The sequence below is a fragment of the Actinomadura nitritigenes genome, from assembly GCF_017573545.1.
Taxonomy (GTDB): Bacteria; Actinomycetota; Actinomycetes; order Streptosporangiales; family Streptosporangiaceae; genus Spirillospora; species Spirillospora nitritigenes.
Window position 1 is genome coordinate 352,812 of record NZ_JAGEOK010000006.1, and the last position, 20,026, is coordinate 372,837.

Annotated in this window: 20 protein-coding genes; 12 read left to right on the forward strand and 8 right to left on the reverse strand. The window is 72.7% G+C overall.

Features of this window, described 5'->3' with window-relative positions; translation table 11 throughout:
* Positions 1 to 47: 47 nt before the first annotated feature.
* The 3 genes from J4557_RS11495 (at position 48) to J4557_RS11505 (ending at position 3,809) form a co-directional block, all read left to right on the forward strand.
* Entirely contained in the window at positions 48 to 2,582 is a 2,535-nt protein-coding gene (locus J4557_RS11495) for an ATP-dependent Clp protease ATP-binding subunit (RefSeq protein ID WP_208266458.1), read from the forward strand.
* A gap of 118 nt (positions 2,583 to 2,700) precedes the next feature.
* Positions 2,701 to 3,102 carry a VOC family protein gene (locus tag J4557_RS11500; protein WP_307799664.1) on the forward strand — a complete coding sequence of 134 codons (402 nt, stop codon included), beginning with the start codon at positions 2,701 to 2,703 and terminating at the stop codon, positions 3,100 to 3,102.
* A 50-nt stretch (positions 3,103 to 3,152) separates the two neighbouring features.
* Positions 3,153 to 3,809, forward strand: a complete 657-nt coding sequence (locus tag J4557_RS11505; RefSeq protein WP_208266459.1) for a hypothetical protein — start codon at positions 3,153 to 3,155, stop codon at positions 3,807 to 3,809.
* A gap of 22 nt (positions 3,810 to 3,831) precedes the next feature.
* Here the strand turns inward: J4557_RS11505 and J4557_RS11510 are convergent, their stop codons facing one another.
* Both J4557_RS11510 and J4557_RS11515 read right to left on the reverse strand, forming a co-directional pair.
* A complete protein-coding gene (locus tag J4557_RS11510; RefSeq protein ID WP_208266460.1) occupies positions 3,832 to 4,794 on the reverse strand; it encodes a pyridoxamine 5'-phosphate oxidase family protein in 963 nt (320 codons plus the stop codon).
* Positions 4,795 to 4,843: 49 nt separating this feature from the next.
* Positions 4,844 to 5,461, reverse strand: coding sequence for a LysE family translocator (locus tag J4557_RS11515; protein WP_208266461.1), 618 nt, complete (start codon positions 5,459 to 5,461; stop codon positions 4,844 to 4,846).
* 110 nt (positions 5,462 to 5,571) lie between these two features.
* Between J4557_RS11515 and J4557_RS11520 the strand changes: the two genes are divergently transcribed.
* Positions 5,572 to 6,024, forward strand: a complete 453-nt coding sequence (locus tag J4557_RS11520) for an Lrp/AsnC family transcriptional regulator (protein WP_208266462.1) — start codon at positions 5,572 to 5,574, stop codon at positions 6,022 to 6,024.
* A 46-nt stretch (positions 6,025 to 6,070) separates the two neighbouring features.
* On the opposite strand, the gene add is transcribed toward J4557_RS11520, so the two are convergent.
* Together add and J4557_RS11530 are read right to left on the reverse strand one after the other, a co-directional pair.
* Positions 6,071 to 7,045: an adenosine deaminase gene (gene add / locus J4557_RS11525; protein WP_208266463.1), complete on the reverse strand. Its 975-nt coding sequence runs from the start codon at positions 7,043 to 7,045 to the stop codon at positions 6,071 to 6,073.
* An 88-nt stretch (positions 7,046 to 7,133) separates the two neighbouring features.
* The gene (locus tag J4557_RS11530; protein ID WP_208266464.1) at positions 7,134 to 8,006 is read right to left on the reverse strand and encodes an HhH-GPD family protein; all 873 of its coding nucleotides are present in this window, start codon (positions 8,004 to 8,006) and stop codon (positions 7,134 to 7,136) included.
* A gap of 69 nt (positions 8,007 to 8,075) precedes the next feature.
* On the opposite strand from J4557_RS11530, the gene J4557_RS11535 reads away from it, so the two are divergent.
* Complete coding sequence (locus J4557_RS11535) at positions 8,076 to 8,681, forward strand: hypothetical protein (protein ID WP_208266465.1); 606 nt, start codon at positions 8,076 to 8,078, stop codon at positions 8,679 to 8,681.
* 12 nt (positions 8,682 to 8,693) lie between these two features.
* On the opposite strand, the gene disA is transcribed toward J4557_RS11535, so the two are convergent.
* The 4 genes from disA to J4557_RS11555 form a co-directional block, all read right to left on the reverse strand.
* Positions 8,694 to 9,776 (reverse strand): DNA integrity scanning diadenylate cyclase DisA, encoded by a 1,083-nt coding sequence (disA, locus tag J4557_RS11540; RefSeq protein WP_208266466.1) that lies wholly within the window; start codon positions 9,774 to 9,776, stop codon positions 8,694 to 8,696.
* A 113-nt stretch (positions 9,777 to 9,889) separates the two neighbouring features.
* A complete protein-coding gene (gene radA, locus J4557_RS11545) occupies positions 9,890 to 11,335 on the reverse strand; it encodes a DNA repair protein RadA (protein ID WP_208266467.1) in 1,446 nt (481 codons plus the stop codon).
* Between the two features lie 87 nt (positions 11,336 to 11,422).
* Positions 11,423 to 12,475 carry an alpha/beta fold hydrolase gene (locus J4557_RS11550; protein WP_208266468.1) on the reverse strand — a complete coding sequence of 351 codons (1,053 nt, stop codon included), beginning with the start codon at positions 12,473 to 12,475 and terminating at the stop codon, positions 11,423 to 11,425.
* A gap of 152 nt (positions 12,476 to 12,627) precedes the next feature.
* Entirely contained in the window at positions 12,628 to 13,326 is a 699-nt protein-coding gene (locus J4557_RS11555; RefSeq protein WP_307799666.1) for a class I SAM-dependent methyltransferase, read from the reverse strand.
* 158 nt (positions 13,327 to 13,484) lie between these two features.
* Here J4557_RS11555 and J4557_RS11560 point away from each other — a divergent pair, with 158 nt between their 5' ends.
* From J4557_RS11560 to proC, 7 genes are all read left to right on the forward strand, one after another.
* Positions 13,485 to 14,369, forward strand: coding sequence for a sugar phosphate isomerase/epimerase family protein (locus tag J4557_RS11560; RefSeq protein ID WP_208266470.1), 885 nt, complete (start codon positions 13,485 to 13,487; stop codon positions 14,367 to 14,369).
* Positions 14,366 to 14,965 (forward strand): TetR/AcrR family transcriptional regulator, encoded by a 600-nt coding sequence (locus tag J4557_RS11565; RefSeq protein WP_307799668.1) that lies wholly within the window; start codon positions 14,366 to 14,368, stop codon positions 14,963 to 14,965. The genes J4557_RS11560 and J4557_RS11565 overlap by 4 nt, the downstream gene beginning before the upstream one ends.
* A gap of 85 nt (positions 14,966 to 15,050) precedes the next feature.
* Positions 15,051 to 15,782 (forward strand): ABC transporter ATP-binding protein, encoded by a 732-nt coding sequence (locus J4557_RS11570; protein ID WP_208266471.1) that lies wholly within the window; start codon positions 15,051 to 15,053, stop codon positions 15,780 to 15,782.
* The gene (locus J4557_RS11575; RefSeq protein WP_208266472.1) at positions 15,779 to 16,513 is read left to right on the forward strand and encodes an ABC transporter permease; all 735 of its coding nucleotides are present in this window, start codon (positions 15,779 to 15,781) and stop codon (positions 16,511 to 16,513) included. The genes J4557_RS11570 and J4557_RS11575 overlap by 4 nt, the downstream gene beginning before the upstream one ends.
* Before the next feature lie 96 nt (positions 16,514 to 16,609).
* Positions 16,610 to 17,974, forward strand: a complete 1,365-nt coding sequence (locus J4557_RS50850; RefSeq protein ID WP_208266473.1) for an LCP family protein — start codon at positions 16,610 to 16,612, stop codon at positions 17,972 to 17,974.
* Positions 17,975 to 18,090: 116 nt separating this feature from the next.
* Positions 18,091 to 19,011, forward strand: a complete 921-nt coding sequence (locus J4557_RS11585) for a proline dehydrogenase family protein (RefSeq protein WP_208266474.1) — start codon at positions 18,091 to 18,093, stop codon at positions 19,009 to 19,011.
* Between the two features lie 72 nt (positions 19,012 to 19,083).
* Positions 19,084 to 19,878 (forward strand): pyrroline-5-carboxylate reductase, encoded by a 795-nt coding sequence (gene proC / locus J4557_RS11590; protein WP_208266475.1) that lies wholly within the window; start codon positions 19,084 to 19,086, stop codon positions 19,876 to 19,878.
* Positions 19,879 to 20,026: the final 148 nt, after the last annotated feature.

Genomic DNA, 20,026 nt, shown 5'->3' on the forward strand with positions numbered 1-20,026 from the left:
TCCGGACGTTCCGGACTCTGCCCAACCGCTCTGTGAGGAGCGACGAGATGTTCGAGAGGTTCACCGACCGCGCGCGGCGGGTTGTCGTGCTGGCCCAAGAAGAGGCCAGGATGCTCAACCACAACTACATCGGCACCGAGCACATCCTCCTGGGTCTGATCCACGAGGGTGAGGGCGTCGCTGCCAAGGCCTTGGAGAGTCTGGGGATCAGCCTGGAGGCGGTTCGCCAGCAGGTCGAGGAGATCATCGGCCAGGGCCAGCAGGCGCCGTCGGGCCACATCCCGTTCACTCCGCGCGCCAAGAAGGTCCTTGAGCTGTCACTGCGCGAAGCGCTGCAGCTCGGCCACAACTACATCGGCACCGAGCACATCCTGCTCGGCCTGATCCGGGAGGGCGAGGGCGTCGCCGCCCAGGTGCTGGTCAAGCTCGGCGCCGACCTCAACCGGGTGCGCCAGCAGGTCATCCAGTTGCTGCACGGCTACCAGGGCAAGGAGCCGGCCGCCTCCGGCGGCCCCTCGGAGTCCGCGCCGTCCACCTCCCTTGTGCTCGACCAGTTCGGCCGCAACCTGACGCAGGCCGCGCGCGAGGGCAAGCTGGACCCGGTCATCGGCCGGGACAAGGAGATCGAGCGGGTCATGCAGGTGCTGTCCCGCCGCACCAAGAACAACCCGGTCCTCGTGGGCGAGCCCGGCGTCGGCAAGACCGCCGTCGTCGAGGGCCTGGCGCAGAAGATCGTCAAGGGCGAGGTCCCGGAGACGCTGAAGGACAAGCAGCTCTACACCCTCGACCTCGGCGCGCTGGTCGCCGGCTCCCGGTACCGCGGTGACTTCGAAGAGCGCCTGAAGAAGGTGCTCAAGGAGATCCGCACCCGCGGCGACATCATCCTGTTCATCGACGAGCTGCACACGCTCGTCGGCGCGGGCGCCGCCGAGGGCGCGATCGACGCCGCCAGCATCCTCAAGCCGATGCTGGCCCGCGGCGAGCTGCAGACCATCGGTGCCACCACGCTCGACGAGTACCGCAAGCACCTGGAGAAGGACGCCGCGCTGGAGCGCCGCTTCCAGCCGATCCAGGTCGCCGAGCCGTCGCTGTCGCACACGATCGAGATCCTCAAGGGCCTGCGGGACCGCTACGAGGCGCACCACCGCGTGTCGATCACCGACAGCGCGCTGGTCGCGGCCGCGCAGCTCGCCGACCGCTACATCAGCGACCGGTTCCTGCCGGACAAGGCGATCGACCTCATCGACGAGGCCGGTTCGCGGATGCGCATCCGCCGGATGACCGCGCCGCCGGACCTGCGCGAGTACGACGAGAAGATCGCCGACGTGCGGCGCGAGAAGGAGTCCGCGATCGACGCGCAGGACTTCGAGAAGGCCGCCGCGCTGCGCGACTCCGAGAAGCAGCTGCTCGGCCAGAAGGCGCAGCGGGAGAAGGAGTGGAAGGCCGGCGACATGGACGTCGTCGCCGAGGTCACCGACGAGCTGATCGCCGAGGTCCTCGCCACCGCCACCGGCATCCCGGTCTTCAAGCTGACCGAGGAGGAGTCCACCCGGCTGCTGCGCATGGAGGACGAGCTCCACAAGCGCGTCATCGGCCAGGAGGACGCCATCAAGGCGCTCTCGCAGTCGATCCGCCGCACCCGCGCCGGCCTGAAGGACCCGAAGCGTCCCGGCGGCTCGTTCATCTTCGCCGGCCCGTCCGGCGTCGGTAAGACCGAGCTGTCCAAGACCCTCGCGGAGTTCCTGTTCGGCGACGAGGACGCGCTGATCCAGCTCGACATGTCCGAGTTCATGGAGAAGCACACGGTCTCGCGGCTGTTCGGCTCCCCGCCCGGCTACGTCGGGTACGAGGAGGGCGGCCAGCTGACGGAGAAGGTGCGCCGCAAGCCGTTCTCGGTCGTCCTGTTCGACGAGATCGAGAAGGCCCACCAGGACATCTTCAACTCGCTGCTGCAGATCCTGGAGGACGGCCGCCTCACCGACGCGCAGGGCCGCGTCGTGGACTTCAAGAACACCGTCATCATCATGACGACGAACTTGGGGTCCAAGGACATCTCCAAGGGCGTCTCCATGGGCTTCGCCCGGCAGAACGACGAGCAGGGCTCGTACGACCGGATGAAGGCCAAGGTGTCGGAGGAGCTCAAGCAGCACTTCCGTCCCGAGTTCCTCAACCGCGTCGACGACACGGTGGTCTTCCACCAGCTCACCCCGAAGGAGATCATCCAGATCGTCGACCTGATGATCGCCCGGGTGGACGAGCGGCTGAAGGACCGCGACATGGGCATCGAGCTGCGCCAGGAGGCCAAGGACCTGCTGGCCATCCGGGGCTACGACCCGGTCCTCGGCGCCCGGCCGCTGCGCCGGACGATCCAGCGGGAGATCGAGGACAACCTGTCCGAGAAGATCCTGTACAACGAGCTCAAGGCGGGCCAGATCGTGATCGTCGGCACCGAGGGCTTCAACCCGGAGGACAAGGACACGGCGGAGAACGCCAAGTTCACCTTCCGGGGCGTGCCGAAGCCGTCCGCCACGGTCCCCGACGCCCCGCCCATCGAGGGCGCGGTCAACTTCAACAAGGACTGATCACCTCAGCCCTCGGAAGGGCCCGCACCGGCGCGTTCGGTGCGGGCCCTTCCGCATGTCCGGGGCGTCCGCGGGGATGATCGGGCCGACCGACCCCTCCGACGCCGCTGGAGCCCACGTGAGCCGTCCGCCGCGCATGGCCCTCTCCGCCCCGGTCCTCGACGCCCCCGACCCGCACGCGCTGGCCGCGTTCTACCGCCGCCTCCTCGGCTGGACGGTGGTGCAGAACGAGCCGGACTGGGTGAAGATGCGCCCTCCGGGCGGGGGGACGGGGCTGTCGTTCCAGAGGGAGCCGATCCACGCCTCGCCCACCTGGCCGGCCGTCGAGGGCGCGCAGCAGATCCAGACCCATCTGGACATCGAGGTGGACGACCTGGAGGCGGCGTCCCGGCACGCCGAGGAGGCGGGCGCCGTCCTCGCCGCCTTCCAGCCGGACGACGACGTCCGCGTCTTCCTCGACCCGGTCGGCCACCCGTTCTGCCTGTTCCTCCGGGAACCCGAGATCCCCACCGAACTGTGAGCCCGGGGTCGTCGCCCCGGGTTGTCGGAGGCGGCTCCTAGTATTCGAACATGCGATCGAATGCGGTGGGTTCGGCGGCGGAGTACGGGCGGCCTCGCGGCCGCCCGCCGGGCGCGGCGTTCCAGCGCGACCTGCGCGCGCCGGCCCCGCCGCAGTTGCCGATCTTCAGGTCCCGGTTGCAGGGGGAACTGCTCGGCCGGCTCCTGCTCGGGCCCCGGCGCGAGGCGTCGATGCTCGACCTCGCGGTGATGCTCCGCACCGATCTCGGCTCGGTGATGCGGGAGGTGGAGCGGCTGTCGCGGGCCGGCGTCCTCGCCCTGCGCCGCACGCTCGCCGGGAGGCTGGTGTCCCGCGACGAGGGCAGCCCGCTGTACGAGCCGCTCGCCCGCCTGGTCATGCTGACGTTCGGTCCCGCCGCCGTGGTCGCGGAGGAGTTCGGCCGGCTCCCGGCCGTCCGCGAGGCGCACCTGTTCGGCCCCTGGGCGGCCCGCTACGCCGGTCTGCCGGGCGAACAGCCCGGTGACGTCGAAGTGCTGCTGGTCGGCGACCTCGGCCGCGAGACGGCCTTCGACGCGGCCCAGGAGGCGGCCGCCCGGCTCGGGCTCCCCGTCCACCCGGTCGTCCGCACGCCCGCCGAGTGGGCGGACGATGTCGACCCGTTCCTCCGCGAGATCCGAGCCGGGCACCTGCACTCCGTCGTCCGCTGAACCGCCGCTCAGGGCCGGTGGGTCACCGCACGCTGTCGTGGCCCGCGCTGTTGTGGCCCGCGCTGTCGTGGCCTGCATTGCGGGCGCGGCGCAGGGCGACGCGCATCGCCACCCCTATCCCGAGCCGGTAGAGGAGCTTGGACGGCGGCGTCCGGTAGGCGAGTTCGGTGTGCGGGGCGTAGCGGACCTGCGGGCCGCTGTCCAGCCAGCCCGTGTGGACGCGCTGATGCTGCCCCTGCACGAACTTGCTGAAGGAGTGGGCGGTCAGGCCGGCGCGGCGGCCGCCGTCGGGAAGGACTCCGAGCGGGACGTGGAGCAGGATCCCGTCGGCGTCCTGACCGCTGAAGCCGACGGGGATCACCATGGGGAAGCCGTCGGCGCCGGCCCATCCGAGCAGGGCGTCGGGGAGGCTCTCCAGCCGGTGTGCGGCCTTGACGTGGTCGAGGCGCGGACCGGTGCCGAGGCCCGGCGCCTTCTGCGGCGGCGGCGGGCCCGGCGGCGGGGGACCGACAATCTCCGGGCTCCCCTTGCAGGAGAGGTCCGGCCACACCATCAGCCGCTCGACCGCGATGTCGATGACCACGCGGGTGTAGTAGGGGCGCAGCCAGGGCCCCCAGATGGGGCCGGTGACGCGCGGTCCGTCGAAACGCTCCCAGTCCGCGCCGAGGGACGCGGGATAGTCGTCGCGCGGGCCCGAGAGCGTCGCGGTGCCCTGGACCAGCACGTACTCGGGACGGTCGCTGTAGCCGTGCAGCCGGGTGTGGAAGGCCAGGGCCACGCGGGGATCGCGCCTGATCCGCTCCAGCTTCTTCCAGCCCCCGACCGAGCTGTTCACGGTGACGGTGCCGGCGTCGCGGTCCCGCGCCCCGAAGTTCGTCACCGGGGTGAGCACCACGCCGCGGGCCGGCGTGACCGAGGCGAGCATGACGGCCTGGTCACCGCCGATGATCTCATCGACGCCGTCGGGCCAGTGTGCGGAGCTCATAGCCCCTCCTCTGCTCGGCGACCGCCACTCTAACAGACAGGCTCGTTTGTTAGAGGAGGAGGCGGTCGACGAGCAGCCAGGCGCCGAGGCCCGCCATGGCGGCGCCGGACAGCCGGCCGATCGAGCGGGCGGCGGCGGGGCGGCCCCGCAGCGCGCCCCGGGCGAGGGTGCCGAGGGCGAGATAGAACAGCGCGCAGGTCGCCATGTAGGTCGTGCCGAGGACGCCGATCTGGCCGGCGATCGGCCAGCGGCCGTCCGGGTCCGTGAACTGCGGCAGCAGCGCGACGAAGATCAGCAGACCCTTGGGATTGAGGCCGCTGACGCCGATGCCGCGCAGGAAGATCCGCCATTCGGTGCCCTCGGACCGGGCACCCTGCGGATCGGGTGCGGACGGGCGCATGAGGGTCGTGACGCCGTGCCACACGAGGTAGGCCCCGCCGACGAGCGTGAGGCCGGCGAGGAGGCCGGGGGAGCCGGCGACCAGCGCCCCGACCCCGGCCGCGACGACGATCGTGACGGCGGCGTACCCGGTGACCAGGCCGCCCACCGCGGGGAGGACGGAGCGCCCCCGCAGCCCGGCGCTGATCGTGAAGGCCCAGTCCGCTCCGGGGACGGCGATGAGCAGGAACGCGACCGACCAGAAGGCGAGGACGGAGCCGGTGGCCATGGCAGGAATCCCCTTAAATGGCGGCTGATGAGGGGAGAATATGTTTGATCTGCCGAAATGTGCTGCCAAGTTTCACCAGGACACGCGGGCAACGTGGAAGGATCTTCTGCATGGACGCCATCGACCGGAAGATCATTGCCGTGCTCCAGGAGGACGGCCGGGCGACGATCACCGATATGGCGGCGCGGGTGGGGCTGAGCGTCTCGCCCTGCCACCGGCGCCTGCGAGAGCTGGAGCACAACGGGACCATCCGCGGATACCGCGCGGTCGTGGACCCCGCCGCCCTGGGGCTGACGTTCCAGGCGCTGGTGTTCGTCACCATGCGGCAGGAGGACCGGGAGACCCTGCTCGGCTTCGAGGCGGCGGTCGAACGGGTCCCGGAGGTCGTGCAGGCGCAGCGGCTGTTCGGCGACCCCGACTACCTGCTGCGCATCGTCACCGCCGACCTGACCGCCTACCAGGAGCTGGAGGACGACGTGCTCTCGGCGCTCCCCGGCGTCCAGCGCCTGAACTCGACGCTCGTGATGAAGCACATCGTCAACGACCGCCCGCTACCCACGTGACCCCCCGGGGCGGGCGCTCACCTGACCCCCGGCGGGCGCCGGAAGGTCAGGCGGTCGCGAGCCAGGTCTCGATCTCGCGGTGGAGCCGGGACTTGGTGGACGCGGGCGCGAAGGAGGCGTCCACGCCGGCGCGCGCCAGGTCGGCGAGCGCGGCGTCGTCGTAGCCGAACGCGTCGCGGACGCGGGCGTACTCGGTGGCGAGCGGCGTGCCGATCAGAGCGGGGATGTCGGTGTTCACGGTGACGACCAGGCCCGCCTCGCGGAGGCGGGGGAGAGGGTGGTCGGCCAGGGACGCCGCGAAGCCCAGGGCGACGTTGGACGACGGGCAGACCTCGAGCGGGATCCTCCGTTCGCGCACCTCGGCGACCAGGTCCGGGTCGTCCAGGACGCGAATGCCATGGCCGAGGCGCTCGGTGCGTCCGGGGCCGAGCGCCTGCCGGATGCTGGCCGGTCCCTCGCCTTCCCCCGCGTGGTGGACGACGTGCAGGCCGGCGTCGCGAGCCGCCGCGAACACCTCGGTGAACGGGTCGCCCGGGTAGGACTCGTCGCCCGCCAGGCCGACGGCGACGACGCCCTCATGGCGGCGCGCGAGGTCCAGCGTGCGCCAGGCGCGCTCCAGGGAGCGGCGGCGCGAGTGGTCGAGGAGCAGCCCGACCTCGATGCCGAACGCCTCGCGTCCGGCGTCCAGGCCCTCGCGGACGGCCGTGAGCGGCATGTCGAGGTCGCCGAGCCGCTCGCCGTGCGCGGCGGCGGTGAAGGAGACCTCGGCGTAGCGGGTGCCCTGCGCCGCCTCGTCCTCGCAGAACTCGTAGGCGATCCGCCGGAAGTCGGCGGGCCGCCGCAGGCACGTGCGCACCAGCTCGTTCTGGGCGAAGAAGGCGGCGAAACCGCCGAAGGTCCCACCGTCGCGGGGCACCTCGACCCCGTTCGCGTCGCCGATGGCGCGGAGCGTGTCCCACCGGACGGCGCTCTCCAGGTGGACGTGCAGGTGGGCTTTCGGCAGGCTCAAGAGGTCGCGCACCCGCCGAACGGTACGGCCCCGCCGTCCCGCCTGACCACCCAATATCCGCCCAGACCGCCCCGCGCCGCTCCTGCGTCGGCGCGGGCGCTCAGGTGGGGAGGGTGTAGCGGCCGTCGTCGAGGGGGTCGACGAGGCCGTCGGCTATGAGGGCGTCGAGGGCGCGTTCGCGCTGCGGGGCGTCGGACCAGACGACGTCCAGGGCGGGCTTCTCCACGGGCCCGTCGGCGTCGCGGAGGACGGCGAGGAGGCGGCCCCGGCACTGGCGGTCGGTGCCCGTGTAGGTCTGTCCCCGGCGGGGCGGGCCGTCGTAGGCGGGACGGCCCTTCAGATGCCAGGTGCACTGCGCGAGGACCGGGCAGTCGACGCAGCGGGGCGTCCGGGCCGTGCAGACGAGGGCGCCGAGCTCCATGACGGCGACGGCCCAGCGCGCGGCGGTCGGCGGGTCGAGGGGCAGCAGGCCCTCCGCGAGCGCCACCTCCGCCTTGGTCTGGGCCTTCGGCGGGTACTCCTCGCCGGAGACGAGCCGGGCCAGGACGCGGCGGACGTTGGTGTCGAGGACGGCGTGGCGCTGCCGGAACGCGAAGCTCGCGACGGCGGCGGCGGTGTAGGAGCCGATGCCGGGAAGGGCGAGCAGGTCGGCGTGCGACGAGGGGACCTCGCCGCCGTGCCGATCGGTGATCGCGCGGGCGCTCTCGTGGAGGCGCAGCGCGCGGCGCGGGTAGCCGAGCCGGCCCCAGGCGCGGACGGCCTCGCCGGACGGTTCGGCGGCGAGCGCGGCGGGCGTGGGCCATCGCTCCGTCCAGGCCCGCCAGACGGGCAGGACGCGGACGACCGGGGTCTGCTGGAGCATGATCTCGCTGATCAGGACGCCCCACGGGGTGGCGTCGGGGGCGCGCCAGGGGAGATCCCGCGCGTTCGCGGCGTACCAGTCGAGAATCGGATCGGTATAGGTGGAGTTCATGGCGGACCGCCATTGTGGCACGCGGCGGGTCGGCCCCCTGTGCCGATTCGCCGACTGCATACTGACCGCATGGATACGGGTACCGAGCGTTATTTTTCGCTGGACCGGTATTGGCGGCGCCGCGTGGCCGTGCTGGCCGGAATGGCCGGTGCGGTCGGGGCCCTGGCCTGGGCGTGCGGCGGCGGGAGCGGCGGTGGCGGTGAGAAGGAGCCGGTCCGGAACGCCGGGGCGATCGATTCGGGCGTGCCCGCCGCGCCGCCGGCCGCGATGCCGACGGTGACCGTCACCACGACCGTCACACCGGAGGCCGCGGAGGACGGCGGGCCGTGCAGGGCGCGCGACCTGGTGTTCACCATGGCGGCGTCGGAGGCGTACGCGGCGGGGCGGAACCCGCGGTTCGGCGTCACCGTCGTGAACACGAGCACCGCGTCCTGCACGTTCGACGCGGGAACGCTCTCCGTCGTCGTCACGTCCGGGAAAGACCGGATCTGGTCATCGGGAGCGTGCCGCAAGGACGGGAGCGGGAAGCGGACGCTCCGGCGCGGCATCCCCTACACGGCCGCCGTCACCTGGGACCGTCACCGCGGCTGCGGCGGCGCGCCCGCCCGGCCGGGAACCTACGTCGCGGCGCTCAAGGGCGGGAGGACGGGCCAGCGGATCTTCCGCCTCCGCTGACCCTCGCGGACGTCAGACGTACCGTTCGAGGATCGACGACTCGGCGAGCCGCGACAGCCCCTCGCGGACGCTGCGGGCGCGGGACTCGCCGACCCCGCCGACGGCCTGGAGGTCGTCGATGCTGGCGGCGAGGAGCTTCTGCAGCCCGCCGAAGTGCTCCACGAGCCGCTCGACGACCATGCTGGGCAGCCGCGGCACCTTCGCCAGCAGCCGGAACCCCTTCGGGCTGACCGGCAGGTCGAGGGCGTCGGGCCCGGCGAACCCCATCACCTCCGCGACCGTGGACAGGTCGAGCAGCTCGTTGGCCGACAGCGTGTCGAGCGCGGAGAGGATCGCGTCCACGCCGCGGGCGCGGGTGTCGTCGGACGGGTAGTCGCGGACGATCAGCTCCCGGTCGATGTCGACGCCGGAGACCAGCTCGTCCAGCTGCAGCGAGAGTAGCCGGCCGTCGGTGCCGAGCTCGACGACGTAGCCCTCGATCTCGTCGGCGATGCGGCGCACCATCTCCAGCCGCTGCACGACCGCGCTGACGTCGCGGACCGTGACGAGGTCCTCGATCTCCAGCGCGGACAGCGTGCCGGACACCTCGTCGAGGCGCAGCTTGTAGCGCTCGAGCGTGGCGAGCGCCTGGTTGGCCTTGGACAGGATCGCCGCCGAATCCTCCAGGACGTAGCGGATGCCGTCCAGGTACAGCGCGATGATCCGCATCGACTGGCTCACCGAGATGACCGGGTGGGGCGTCTGGCGGGCGACGCGCTCGGCGGTGCGGTGCCGGGTGCCCGACTCCTCGGTGGGGATGGTGGAGTCCGGCACGAGGTGGACGGCGGCCCGGACGATGCGGTGGTGATCGTTGTCCAGCACGATCGCGCCGTCCATCTTGGCCAGCTCGCGCAGCCGCGTGGCGGAGAACTCGACGTCGAGTTCGAAGCCGCCCGAGCACAGGTCCTCGACGGCCTGGTCGTAGCCGAGCACGATCAGGCCGCCGGTGTGCCCGCGCAGGATCCGCTCCAGGCCGTCGCGTATCTGCGTGCCCGGGGCCACCGCGGCGAGCGTGGCGCGGCGTCGTTCGTCATGAGCCTTGTCGTGTTCTGGCACCTGGCCCCCGGAGGTCGCTGGACGGCGTCAGTTTACCGACGAGGGGGGTGACCCGGTTCCTCCCCTGGTCGCATCCGTCTGACGCGTGCCGTAATACTCTCGCGCTACCCGCGTCATGGCGCGGTAAAGGCGACCTGGAGAGCCTGCTGCAGGCTGTCGACCTCCATCACCTTCATGCCCTCGTAGCTCGTGAGCTGCGGGTCGGCGCGCTTGAGCGGCGAGCCGTCGGCGAGTTCGAGGGATCCGCGCGGGACGACGGCGTGCTTGAACCCGAGCCGGGCGGCCTCGGCGAGCCGCCGTTGCACGCCGGGCACGACCCGGACCTCGCCCGCGAGGCCGACCTCGCCGAGCGCGATCAGGCTGCCCGACAGCGCCTGCTCGACGGTGGACCCCGCGACGGCGAGGCCGAGCGCGAGGTCGACGGAGGTCTCGGCGAGCCGGACGCCGCCGACGGTGGAGACGTACACGTCCTGCTCGTGCATGGAGATCTTGCAGCGCTGGGCGAGGACGGCCAGCACCATCGCGACGCGGGAGGTGTCGAGGCCGGACGTGGCCCGCCGCGGCGCGGGCAGGTGCGACTTGGCGACGAGCGCCTGCACCTCCGCGACGAGCGGCCGGCGTCCCTCCAGCGTGACGGTGACGCAGGTGCCGGGGACGGGCTCCTCGCGGCGGGTGAGGAACAGGCCGCTCGGGTCGGGCAGCCCGACGATCCCGACCTCCGACAGGTCGAAGCAGCCGAGCTCGTCGGTCGGGCCGTAGCGGTTCTTCACGGCGCGGATCATCCGGAGCCGGGAGTGCCGGTCGCCCTCGAAGTACAGGACGACGTCGACGAGGTGCTCCAGCAGCCGGGGGCCCGCGATCGCGCCCTCCTTGGTGACGTGGCCGACCAGCACGACGGTGATGCCGCGCTCCTTGGCGATCCTGATGAGGTTGGCGGCGACCTCGCGGATCTGCGTGACGCCGCCGGGCGCGCCGTCGACCTCGGACGTCCCGATGGTCTGGATGGAGTCGACGACCAGGAGGGTGGGTTCGACGGCGTCGACGTGGCCGAGGACGGCGGACAGCTCGGTCTCGGCGGCCAGGTACAGGTCGTCGGTGATGGCGCCGACGCGGTCGGCGCGCAGCCGGACCTGCTCGGCCGACTCCTCCCCGGTGACGTACAGGACGCGCCTTGCGGTGGCGGGGGCCTGCCGCGGGACGGCCGTCTCCGGCGGCGTGGACGCAAGCGCCGCGACCTCCAGCAGCAGCGTGGACTTGCCGATGCCGGGCTCGCCCGCGAGCAGCAGCACGGCCCCGGGCACGATGCCGCCGCCGAGTACCCGGTCGAGCTCGTCCAGCCCGGTGGGCCTGGTCTGCGCGTTCTGGACGTCGACCTGCCCGATCGGCTTGGCGGGCGTGCTGACGGGCCCGGCGGTCACGACCCGCGCCGGGGTGGCGGAGGCCGCCTCGGTGACCGTGCCCCAGGTCTGGCACTCGCCGCAGCGCCCCACCCACTTCGAGGTCTGCCAGCCGCATTCCGAGCAGCGGTAGGCGGCCTTCGCCGTCTTAGCCTTCGCCATGCCCCGAGACTCTAGGCCCCGCCGCCGACACTCCGCCCCGCAAGCCCGTCCGTCGTGACGGGGGTTCCAGGGGGTCGCCCCCCTGGGTCAACACTGCTTGCGGGCGCGTTCGATGAGGTCGCCGAGGTGGTCGGAGACGACGCTGGGGCGTTCCAGCATGGCCATGTGGCCGGCGGTGGGGACGATCTCGAGGCGGGCGGAGGGCACGCAGCCGGCGATCGTGAGGCTGTGCTCGACCGGGGTGAGCATGTCGTTCTCCGCGCCGATGACCAGGGTGTCGGCGGCGCCGAGGGCGGCGCAGTCGCTGATCACCTCGGTGGTGACCATCGAGTGGAAGAAGTCGAGGAGGGCGTCCATCCGGGTCTCGGTCATCATCTGCTCGGAGAACGCGACGGCGGCGGGGCTGGCGTCGGGTCCGAAGGCGATGAGGTCCTCGATCAGCATGGAGCCGTCGCGGCCGAGGTGCCGGACCTTCTCGATGGCGGCGGAGCCGGCGCCGAGGGCGCGCAGGGCGCGCGGCAGGACGCGCTGGGTGGAGCGCGCGACGAGGGCCGGCATGCCGAGGGTGACCTCGCCGAGGCCGCCGGACGAGGTGCACAACAGCCCGGTCGCGGCGATCTTGCCGCCGACCAGGCCGGCGTTGGCGTCGGCATACCGCATGGTGGTCATGCCGCCCATGGAGTGGCCGACGAGGACGACGGGCGTGTCCGCGGGGACGGTGGCGTCGATGACGGCGGCGAGGTCGCTCGCGAGGCGGTCGAGGGTGTAGCCGTCGCGGGCGCCGCCGTCGGAGCGGCCGTGGCCGCGCTGGTCCCAGAAGACGAGCCGGCCGAGGCCGCGCAGCGCCTTGCGCTGGAAGTGCCAGGAGTCCTGGGTGAGGGTCCAGCCGTGCGAGAACACGACCGCGAGGTCGGTGCGGTCCTCGCCGTCGATCTCGGCGTACAGCCGGGTGCCGTCGTCGGCGCGGACGGGGACGGGGCGGCCGCGCAGGGAGCCGAACGGCTCGCCGGCGTAGGGGTCGGGCCGCAGTTGGAGGCGGCGGACGGCGCGGCGCTGCAGGGCCAGTCCGGCCCCGGTGCCGGCTCCGGCGAGCGCGGCGGCGGCGATCACATTGCGGCTCGTCCTGGCGGCACGGCCCATGGCCGGTTCCTCCGTTCCTTCGGGGCGGACGCCGGCCGGGGGGCGGCGTCGCGGCGCCTGCGGCGCCGGTGGGGGTACGGCGCCAATTGTTGTACGCGGGGTCCAAGAGTGGCCACAGCCGGACGCCGACTGTGACGGACTCGTCAGTAACCTCAGGCGCAACGCCACCACAGATTGACGGCGTAGTCCACTTCGAGGCCGGGATGCTCGCGCAGGAACTCGTCCGCGAGATCGGCCGGGAACTCGATCCGCAGCACCGCCGCGAGGTCCTCCCGGCTCCCGAACGACCACCTGATCATCAGCGGCTCGCGGGTGAAGCCGCGCCGCGTCCAGAACCGCTCGACCGCCTCGGGGTCGTACGCCGGCAGCCCGCGCCGGAACCAGCGGCCGAACGTCGACCGGGTCGCGTCGTTGTCGATGACGAAGACCGCCCCGCCGCGCCGGACGACCCGGTCCAGCTCGGCGAGGCCCGGCTCGCAGCCGGGCCCGAAGAAGTACGCCCACCGGACGTGCACGACGTCCACCGACGCGTCCGGCAGCGGCAGCGCCTGCGCCGCGCCGACACGCACGGTGACGTTCGGGAGATCGCGGACGCGGCGCGCCGCGGCCCCCGCGAGGCCCGCGTGCGGCTCGATCCCGATCACCCGGTCCGCCTCCGCGGCGAAATGGGGCAGGTGGAAGCCGGTGCCGCAGCCGAGGTCGAGCACGGTCGCGCCCGTCCACGGCCGGATCGCGCGCATCGCCGCGTCCAGCACGCCGTCGGGGTCCACCGCGCGGTTCTCCAGCTCGTAGACCTGCGGGGAGTTCCAGATGTTCGGGCTCGGCACGGCGCCCGGCGCGATCTCGGCCACGGGAACAGAGCGTAGCCGCGCCCCGCGCGGCCCCCGGCGGGAAGCAGTGCGGATCACTCGGGGCGAGGGTTTCATCACCGGCGCGGGCGCATAGGCTTTCCTTTACGAACACTGCCTCTCACGGACCCAGCCGAGCGATCATTCCTGGCGAGGAAGCCTTGACCCCGCAGCACAACGGCGCCCGTACACCGGCCCTGCGCGTGCCGGACGCACCGATCACGCTGTCCACCGCGTCGGTCTATCCCGAGAAGGTGCCGAGCGCCTTCGAGATCGCCGCGCTGCTCGGCTACGACGGCATCGAGGTCATGGTGTCCACGGACGCGTCCTCGCAGGACCTCAACGTCCTGCGCCGCCTGTCGGACTACCACCAGGTCCCGATCAAGTCGATCCACGCGCCCTGCCTGCTGCTCACCCAGCGGGTCTGGGGCCGCGAGCCGTGGGGCAAGCTGGTCCGCTCCAAGGAGGTCGCCGAGGAGCTCGGCGCCGACGTCGTGGTCGTCCACCCGCCCTTCCGCTGGCAGCGCGACTACGCCAAGGAGTTCGTCGAGGGCCTGGCCCGCATGCAGGACGAGACGGACGTGCTGTTCGCGGTCGAGAACATGTTCCCGCTCAAGGCGCGCGGCGCCGAGGCCGGCATGTACCTGCCCGACTGGAACCCCGTCGACCAGGACTACCCGCACGTCACGCTGGACCTGTCGCACACCGCCGTGTCCGGTTCCGACGCCCTCGGCATGGCCGCGGGCCTCGGCGACCGGCTCCGCCACATCCACCTCGCCGACGGCGTCGGGATCACCAACAAGGACGAGCACCTCGTCCCGGGCCGCGGCAACCAGCCGTGCGGGCCGATGCTGGAGACGCTCGCCGAGACCGGGTTCCGCGGGCACATCGTCCTGGAGGTCAACACGCGCCGCGCGTCCAGCCGCGCCGAGCGCATGGAGGACCTGGCCGAGGCGCTCGCGTTCGCCCGGCTGCACCTGGCCGCCGCCGACCACACCTGGCAGGTCACCTCGGCCGGGGAGGTCACCCGCCGGGGCGCCCGGTGACGGACGGGACGCGCTCCGGGCGGACCGCGTCCGCGCGGGGCCGCCGGCCCGGCCCGACCGAGACGCGCGAGGCGATCCTCGCCGAGGCGCGCGAGATGTTCGCCGACAAGGGCTACGACGGGACGTCGCTGCGCGCGATCGCCCGCGCCGCCGGCGTCGACCCGGCGCTCGTCCACCACTTCTTCGGCACGAAGGAGGGCGTGTTCGTCGAGGCCATGCGGTTCCCGGTGGACCCGTCGGTCGTGCTGCCGCACCTGCTGTCGCTGCCCCGCGAGCGGCTCGGCGAGACGATCGTCCGGACGTTCCTGCAGGTCTGGGCCGACGCGGACCGGCGCGCGCCCATCCTGGCGATGCTGCGCTCGGCGATGACCAACGAGCGGGCGGCGGCGATGATGCGCGAGTTCGTGACGTCGGCGCTGCTCGGCCGCGCCGAGGCGGCCGGGCCCCTGCCGCGGCTGAACGTCCAGGCGGCGGTCGGGCAGATGATCGGCGTGATGATCCTGCGGCACGTGCTGCGGGTCGAGCCCATGGCGTCCGCGAGCGAGGACGAGCTGGTCGAGCTGGTCGCGCCGACCCTCCAGCACTACCTGGACTGACGTTCCCTCCTCGCCCGGAACCGGTAACGGAATCAGACCTTCCCGGCCTCTTGACCGCACCCCCGCGCGGACATAAATTCATCACATGATGAGTTCCAGTCCCGCCGTGCGGGTACGGGACCTGCGGGTCGTGCGCGGCGGGCACGAGGTCCTGCACGGACTGAGCTTCGACGTGCCGCGCGGCCGCGTCGTCGGGCTGCTCGGCCCGAGCGGCTGCGGCAAGACCACCGTGATGCGGGCGCTCGTCGGCGTCCAGGTCGTCAGGAGCGGCAGCGTCACCGTCCTCGGCGAGGACGCCGGGTCGCGCGGCCTGCGCGACCGCGTCGGCTACGCGACCCAGACCCCGGCCGTCTACGGGGACCTGACCGTCGCCGAGAACCTCCGCTACTTCGCCTCCGTGCTCGGCGCGCCGCGCGGCGACACCGACCGCGTCATCGAGGAGGTCGGCCTCGCCGCCCACCGCGACCAGCCCGTCGCGACGCTCTCCGGCGGGCAGCACAGCCGCGCCAACCTCGCCGTCGCCCTCCTCGGCTCGCCCGAACTGCTCGTCCTCGACGAGCCGACCGTCGGCCTCGACCCCGTCCTGCGGCAGGAGCTGTGGGCGCTGTTCCGGACGCTCGCCGGACGGGGCGTCACGCTGATCGTGTCCAGCCACGTCATGGACGAGGCGGCCCGCACCGACCGGCTGCTGCTGATGCGCGAGGGGCGCATCCTCGCCGACGGCGCCCCCGGCGAGCTGCGCGAGCGCACCGGCGCCCCCGACCTGGAGGAGGCGTTCCTCCGCCTGATCGCCGACACCGCCGGGAGCCCCACGTGAACCCCGCGATCACCCTCGCCACCGCCCGCCGCATCCTCGCCCAGCTCAGGCACGACCACCGCACCGTCGCGCTGCTGATCGTCGTGCCGAGCCTGCTGATGATCCTGCTGCGGTACGTGTTCCAGGCGCCGGCGACGTTCGACCGGCTCGGCCCGATGCTGCTCGGGCTGTTCCCGTTCATCGTCATGTTCGTCGTGACCAGCGTCGCCACGCTCCGCGAGCGCACCGGCGGCACCCTCGAACGCCTCATGAGCATGCCGCTCGGCAAGCTCGACCTGCTGCTCGGCTACGCGCTGGCGTTCGGGCTCGCCGCGCTGGTGCAGGTCGGCGTCGTCCTGGCGATCTCGCTGACCTGGCTCGGGCTGGACCTGACCGGCTCGCTCGGCTCCCTGATCCTCGTCGCGGTGCTGGACGCGCTGCTCGGCATGGCCCTCGGCCTGTTCGCCAGCGCGTTCGCCCGCACCGAGTTCCAGGCCGTCCAGTTCATGCCGGCGTTCGTGCTGCCGCAGACGCTGCTGTGCGGGCTGGTCATCCCGCGCGACCAGATGGCGGGCTGGCTGGAGGCGGTCTCCCGGGTGCTGCCGCTGACCTACGCGGTGCAGGGCATGCAGGAGATCAGCGCGAAGCCGGGCTTCACCGGCACCCTCACGACGGACGTCGCCGTGATCGCCGCCTTCACCGTCGTCGCGCTCCTCCTCGGTGCCGCGACCCTGCGGAGAAGGACGCCGTAGCCCGGAGGTTTACACGGGGGCCGGGACCGGTCTCGATCAGGACGGACGGGTGAAACGCGCCTTAACCGCACTGATCGGGCTGGTAGCTTCTGCGCCATGACCCCCCGAGACCTCCCCGGCCCGTCGCTGCCGCAGCGGCCCGATGGGGCCCTGCCGCCGCACGCGGGACGCCACGCGTCCGGAGCCCCCGACGCCCCGGCGGGTCCGGGCGTCCCGGCAGGTCCGGGCGTTCCGTCCGGTCCCGGCGCGACCGGGGGCCACCGCGCGCCGGGCCTCCCCGGCCCCGGTGAGCCCGGCGGCGGGCACGGCGGGCATGGTGCGCCCGGAGGGCCCGGCGGCCCGTCCGGGCCCGGAGACGGCGGCCCCGGCGGCCCCGGCGGCGAGGACCCGGACAGCGCGGCGTTCTGGGGCGGCGGGCCCGGCGGCGACGACGGCCACGGCGGGCGCCCGCGCAAGAAGCGCTGGCCGCGCGTCCTGCTCGCGATCGGCGTGTTCCTCGTGCTGGTCGTGGCGGGGATCGGCGGGCTGATCTGGCAGCGCCAGTCGTCCTACAACGGCAACATCCACCGGATCCAGGGCGTCATGCCGGGCGGCAAGCGGCCCGGCCCGAACAGCGCGGGCACCGAGAACTGGCTGCTGGTCGGCTCCGACACCCGCGCCGACGTCGGCACGACCGGGGACGGCGGCGGCGACCTCTGGAAGCCGGGCCAGCAGCGCACCGACACGATCATGCTGCTGCACCTGCCGGCGGACCGGAAGAAGGCGTACATCATCTCCTTCCCGCGGGACTCCTACGTGCAGATCCCCGGGTACGGCAAGCAGAAGATCAACGCCGCGTTCTCGTTCGGCGGACCCAAGCTGCTGATCGAGACGATGGAGAACCTCACCGGCATCCGGATCGACCACTACGGCGCGATCGACTTCGAGGGCTTCAAGTCGATGACGGACGCGCTGGGCGGCGTCACCGTCGACATCAAGCAGAGCGTGTACGACCCGGCCCGCAAGAAGCAGTGGAGCGCCGGCCGGCAGAAGCTGAACGGCGAGGAGGCGCTGCTGTTCGTCCGGCAGCGCTACAACCTGCCGAACGGCGACTTCGACCGGATCAAGCGGCAGCAGGCGTTCCTCGGGGCGCTCGCCAAGCAGGCCGCCGACGGCGGCACGATCACGAACCCGCTGAAGCTCGACCGGTTCCTGTCGGCGTTCACCAAGTCGATCAGCGTCGACTCGAGCGAGTCGGCGGGGAACCTGCGCTCGCTGGCGCTGAGCCTGCGGCACCTGCGCGTCGGCGACGTGACGTTCCTTACGGCGCCCTACAAGGGCACCGGGATGCGCAACAAGCAGAGCGTGGTCTTCCTCGACCCGGCCAAGGCGAGGACGCTGTTCGAAGCGGTGAAGACGGCCGGCATGGAGCAGTACGTCCAGAAGTACGGCGGCGGCCACGGCCTCGGCACGGTGTCCTGAGCGGGATCCCGGACGGGGCGTCGTGAACGGGGCACCCGTCCGGGCATAACCTGGGCGGTAGGGGACGGCCGGGGTGAAGGAGCGGGCCGGCCCGCCGGACAAGGGGTTGTGCACCAGTGCTTCGTCAGGCGTTGCTGTTCGCGTCGCGCAAGGGCGGCGCACGCCGGATCCTGGAGACCGCGCCGTTCACCGGCGATGTCGTCCGGCGGTTCGTCGCCGGGGAGACGATCGAGGACGCGGCGCGCGTCACCGGGGACCTCACCGCGGAGGGCCTGCTCGTCACGCTGGACGCCCTCGGCGAGGACACCGAGGACGGCGGGCGCGTCGAGGCCAACGTCGACCACTACGTCGCCCTGCTCGAACGGCTCGGGGAGTCCGGGCTGGGGACGCGCGCCGAGGTGTCGGTGAAGCTGTCGGCGATCGGGCTGTCCCTGGGCGAGGAGCTCGCCCTGGAGAACGCGCGGCGCATCTGCGGCGCGGCACGCTCCGCCAGCACGACCGTCACGCTCGACATGGAAGAGCACACCGCGGTCGACGCGACGCTGCGGATCGTCCACGAGCTGCGCCGCGACTTCCCGGACGTGGGCGCGGTCATCCAGGCGTACCTGCGGCGCGCGGAGGAGCACTGCGCCGAACTGGCGTACGAGGGGTCCCGCGTGCGGCTGTGCAAGGGCGCCTACGCCGCGCCCGACGCCGTGGCCTTCACCGACAAGGAAGAGATCGACAAGTCGTACGTCCGCTGTATGAAGGTCCTGATGGCGGGCAAGGGCTACCCCATGATCGCCACCCACGACGCGCGCCTCATCGACATCGGCGGCGCGCTGGCGGTGCTGAACGAGCGCGACGCCGACACGTTCGAGTACCAGATGCTCTACGGCATCCGTTCGGCGGAGCAGCGCCGCCTCGCGGGGAAGGGCGCGCAGGTCCGCGTGTACGTCGCCTACGGCAGCGAGTGGTACGAGTACTTCATGCGGCGGCTCGCGGAGAGGCCGTCCAACCTCAAGCTGTTCGCGCGCTCCCTCGTCCACCGCGCCTGACCGCCGCCGCCTGACCGCGGCGGCCCCCGATAGGCTGGTGCGGTCACTGGATCCCCACGTCAAGGTATGCCGATGATCGCGATTCTGGGTGCCGGGAAGATGGGCGAGGCGCTGCTGTCCGGGGTGCTCCGGGCCGGCCGCCGCCCGTCCGAGCTCGTGGCGACCGCGCGCCGCGAGGAGCGCGCGTCGCTGCTGCGCGAGCGCTACGGCATCGAGACCGTGTCCAACGCGGACGCCGCCGCGAAGGCCGGGACGCTGGTCATCGCGGTGAAGCCGCAGGACATGGGCGCGCTGCTGGACGAGATCCGCCCGCACGTCGGCGGCGACCGGCTGGTCATCTCGATGGCCGCAGGGATCCCCACGGCGTTCATCGAGGAGCGGCTCCCGGCCGGGACGCCGGTGGTCCGCGTCATGTCGAACACGCCCGTCCACGTGGACGAGGCGATGAGCGTCATCTCGGCCGGGTCGCACGCGGGCGAGGAGCACCTCAAGCTCGCCGAGGAGCTGCTGTCGCCGGTCGGGAAGGTGCTGCGCATCCCCGAGTCGCTGCAGGACGGCGCGACGGCCCTGTCCGGCAGCGGCCCCGCGTACTTCTACTACCTGGTCGAGGCGATGGTCGACGCCGGCATCCTGCTCGGCATGCCGCGCGCCGCCGCGCTGGAGATGGTGATCCAGTCCGCCGTGGGCGCCGCGGTGATGCTGCGCGACTCCGGCGAGCATCCGGTGCTGCTGCGCGAGGCCGTGACGTCCCCGGGCGGGACGACGATCGCGGCCATCAGGGAGCTGGAGCGGCACGGCGTCCGCGCCGCCGTCCTGGAGGCGATCGAGGCGGCCCGCAACCGGGGCCGGGAGCTCGCCGGCGGCTGACCGGCCCCGCGCCGCCGTCCTGCGCCGCCGTCCTGCGCCGCCGTCCTGCGCCGCCGTCCTGCGCCGCCGTCCTGCGCCGCCGTCCTGCGCCGCCGTCCTGCGCCGCCGTCCTGCGCCGCCGTCCTGCGCCGCCGTCCTGCGCCGCCGT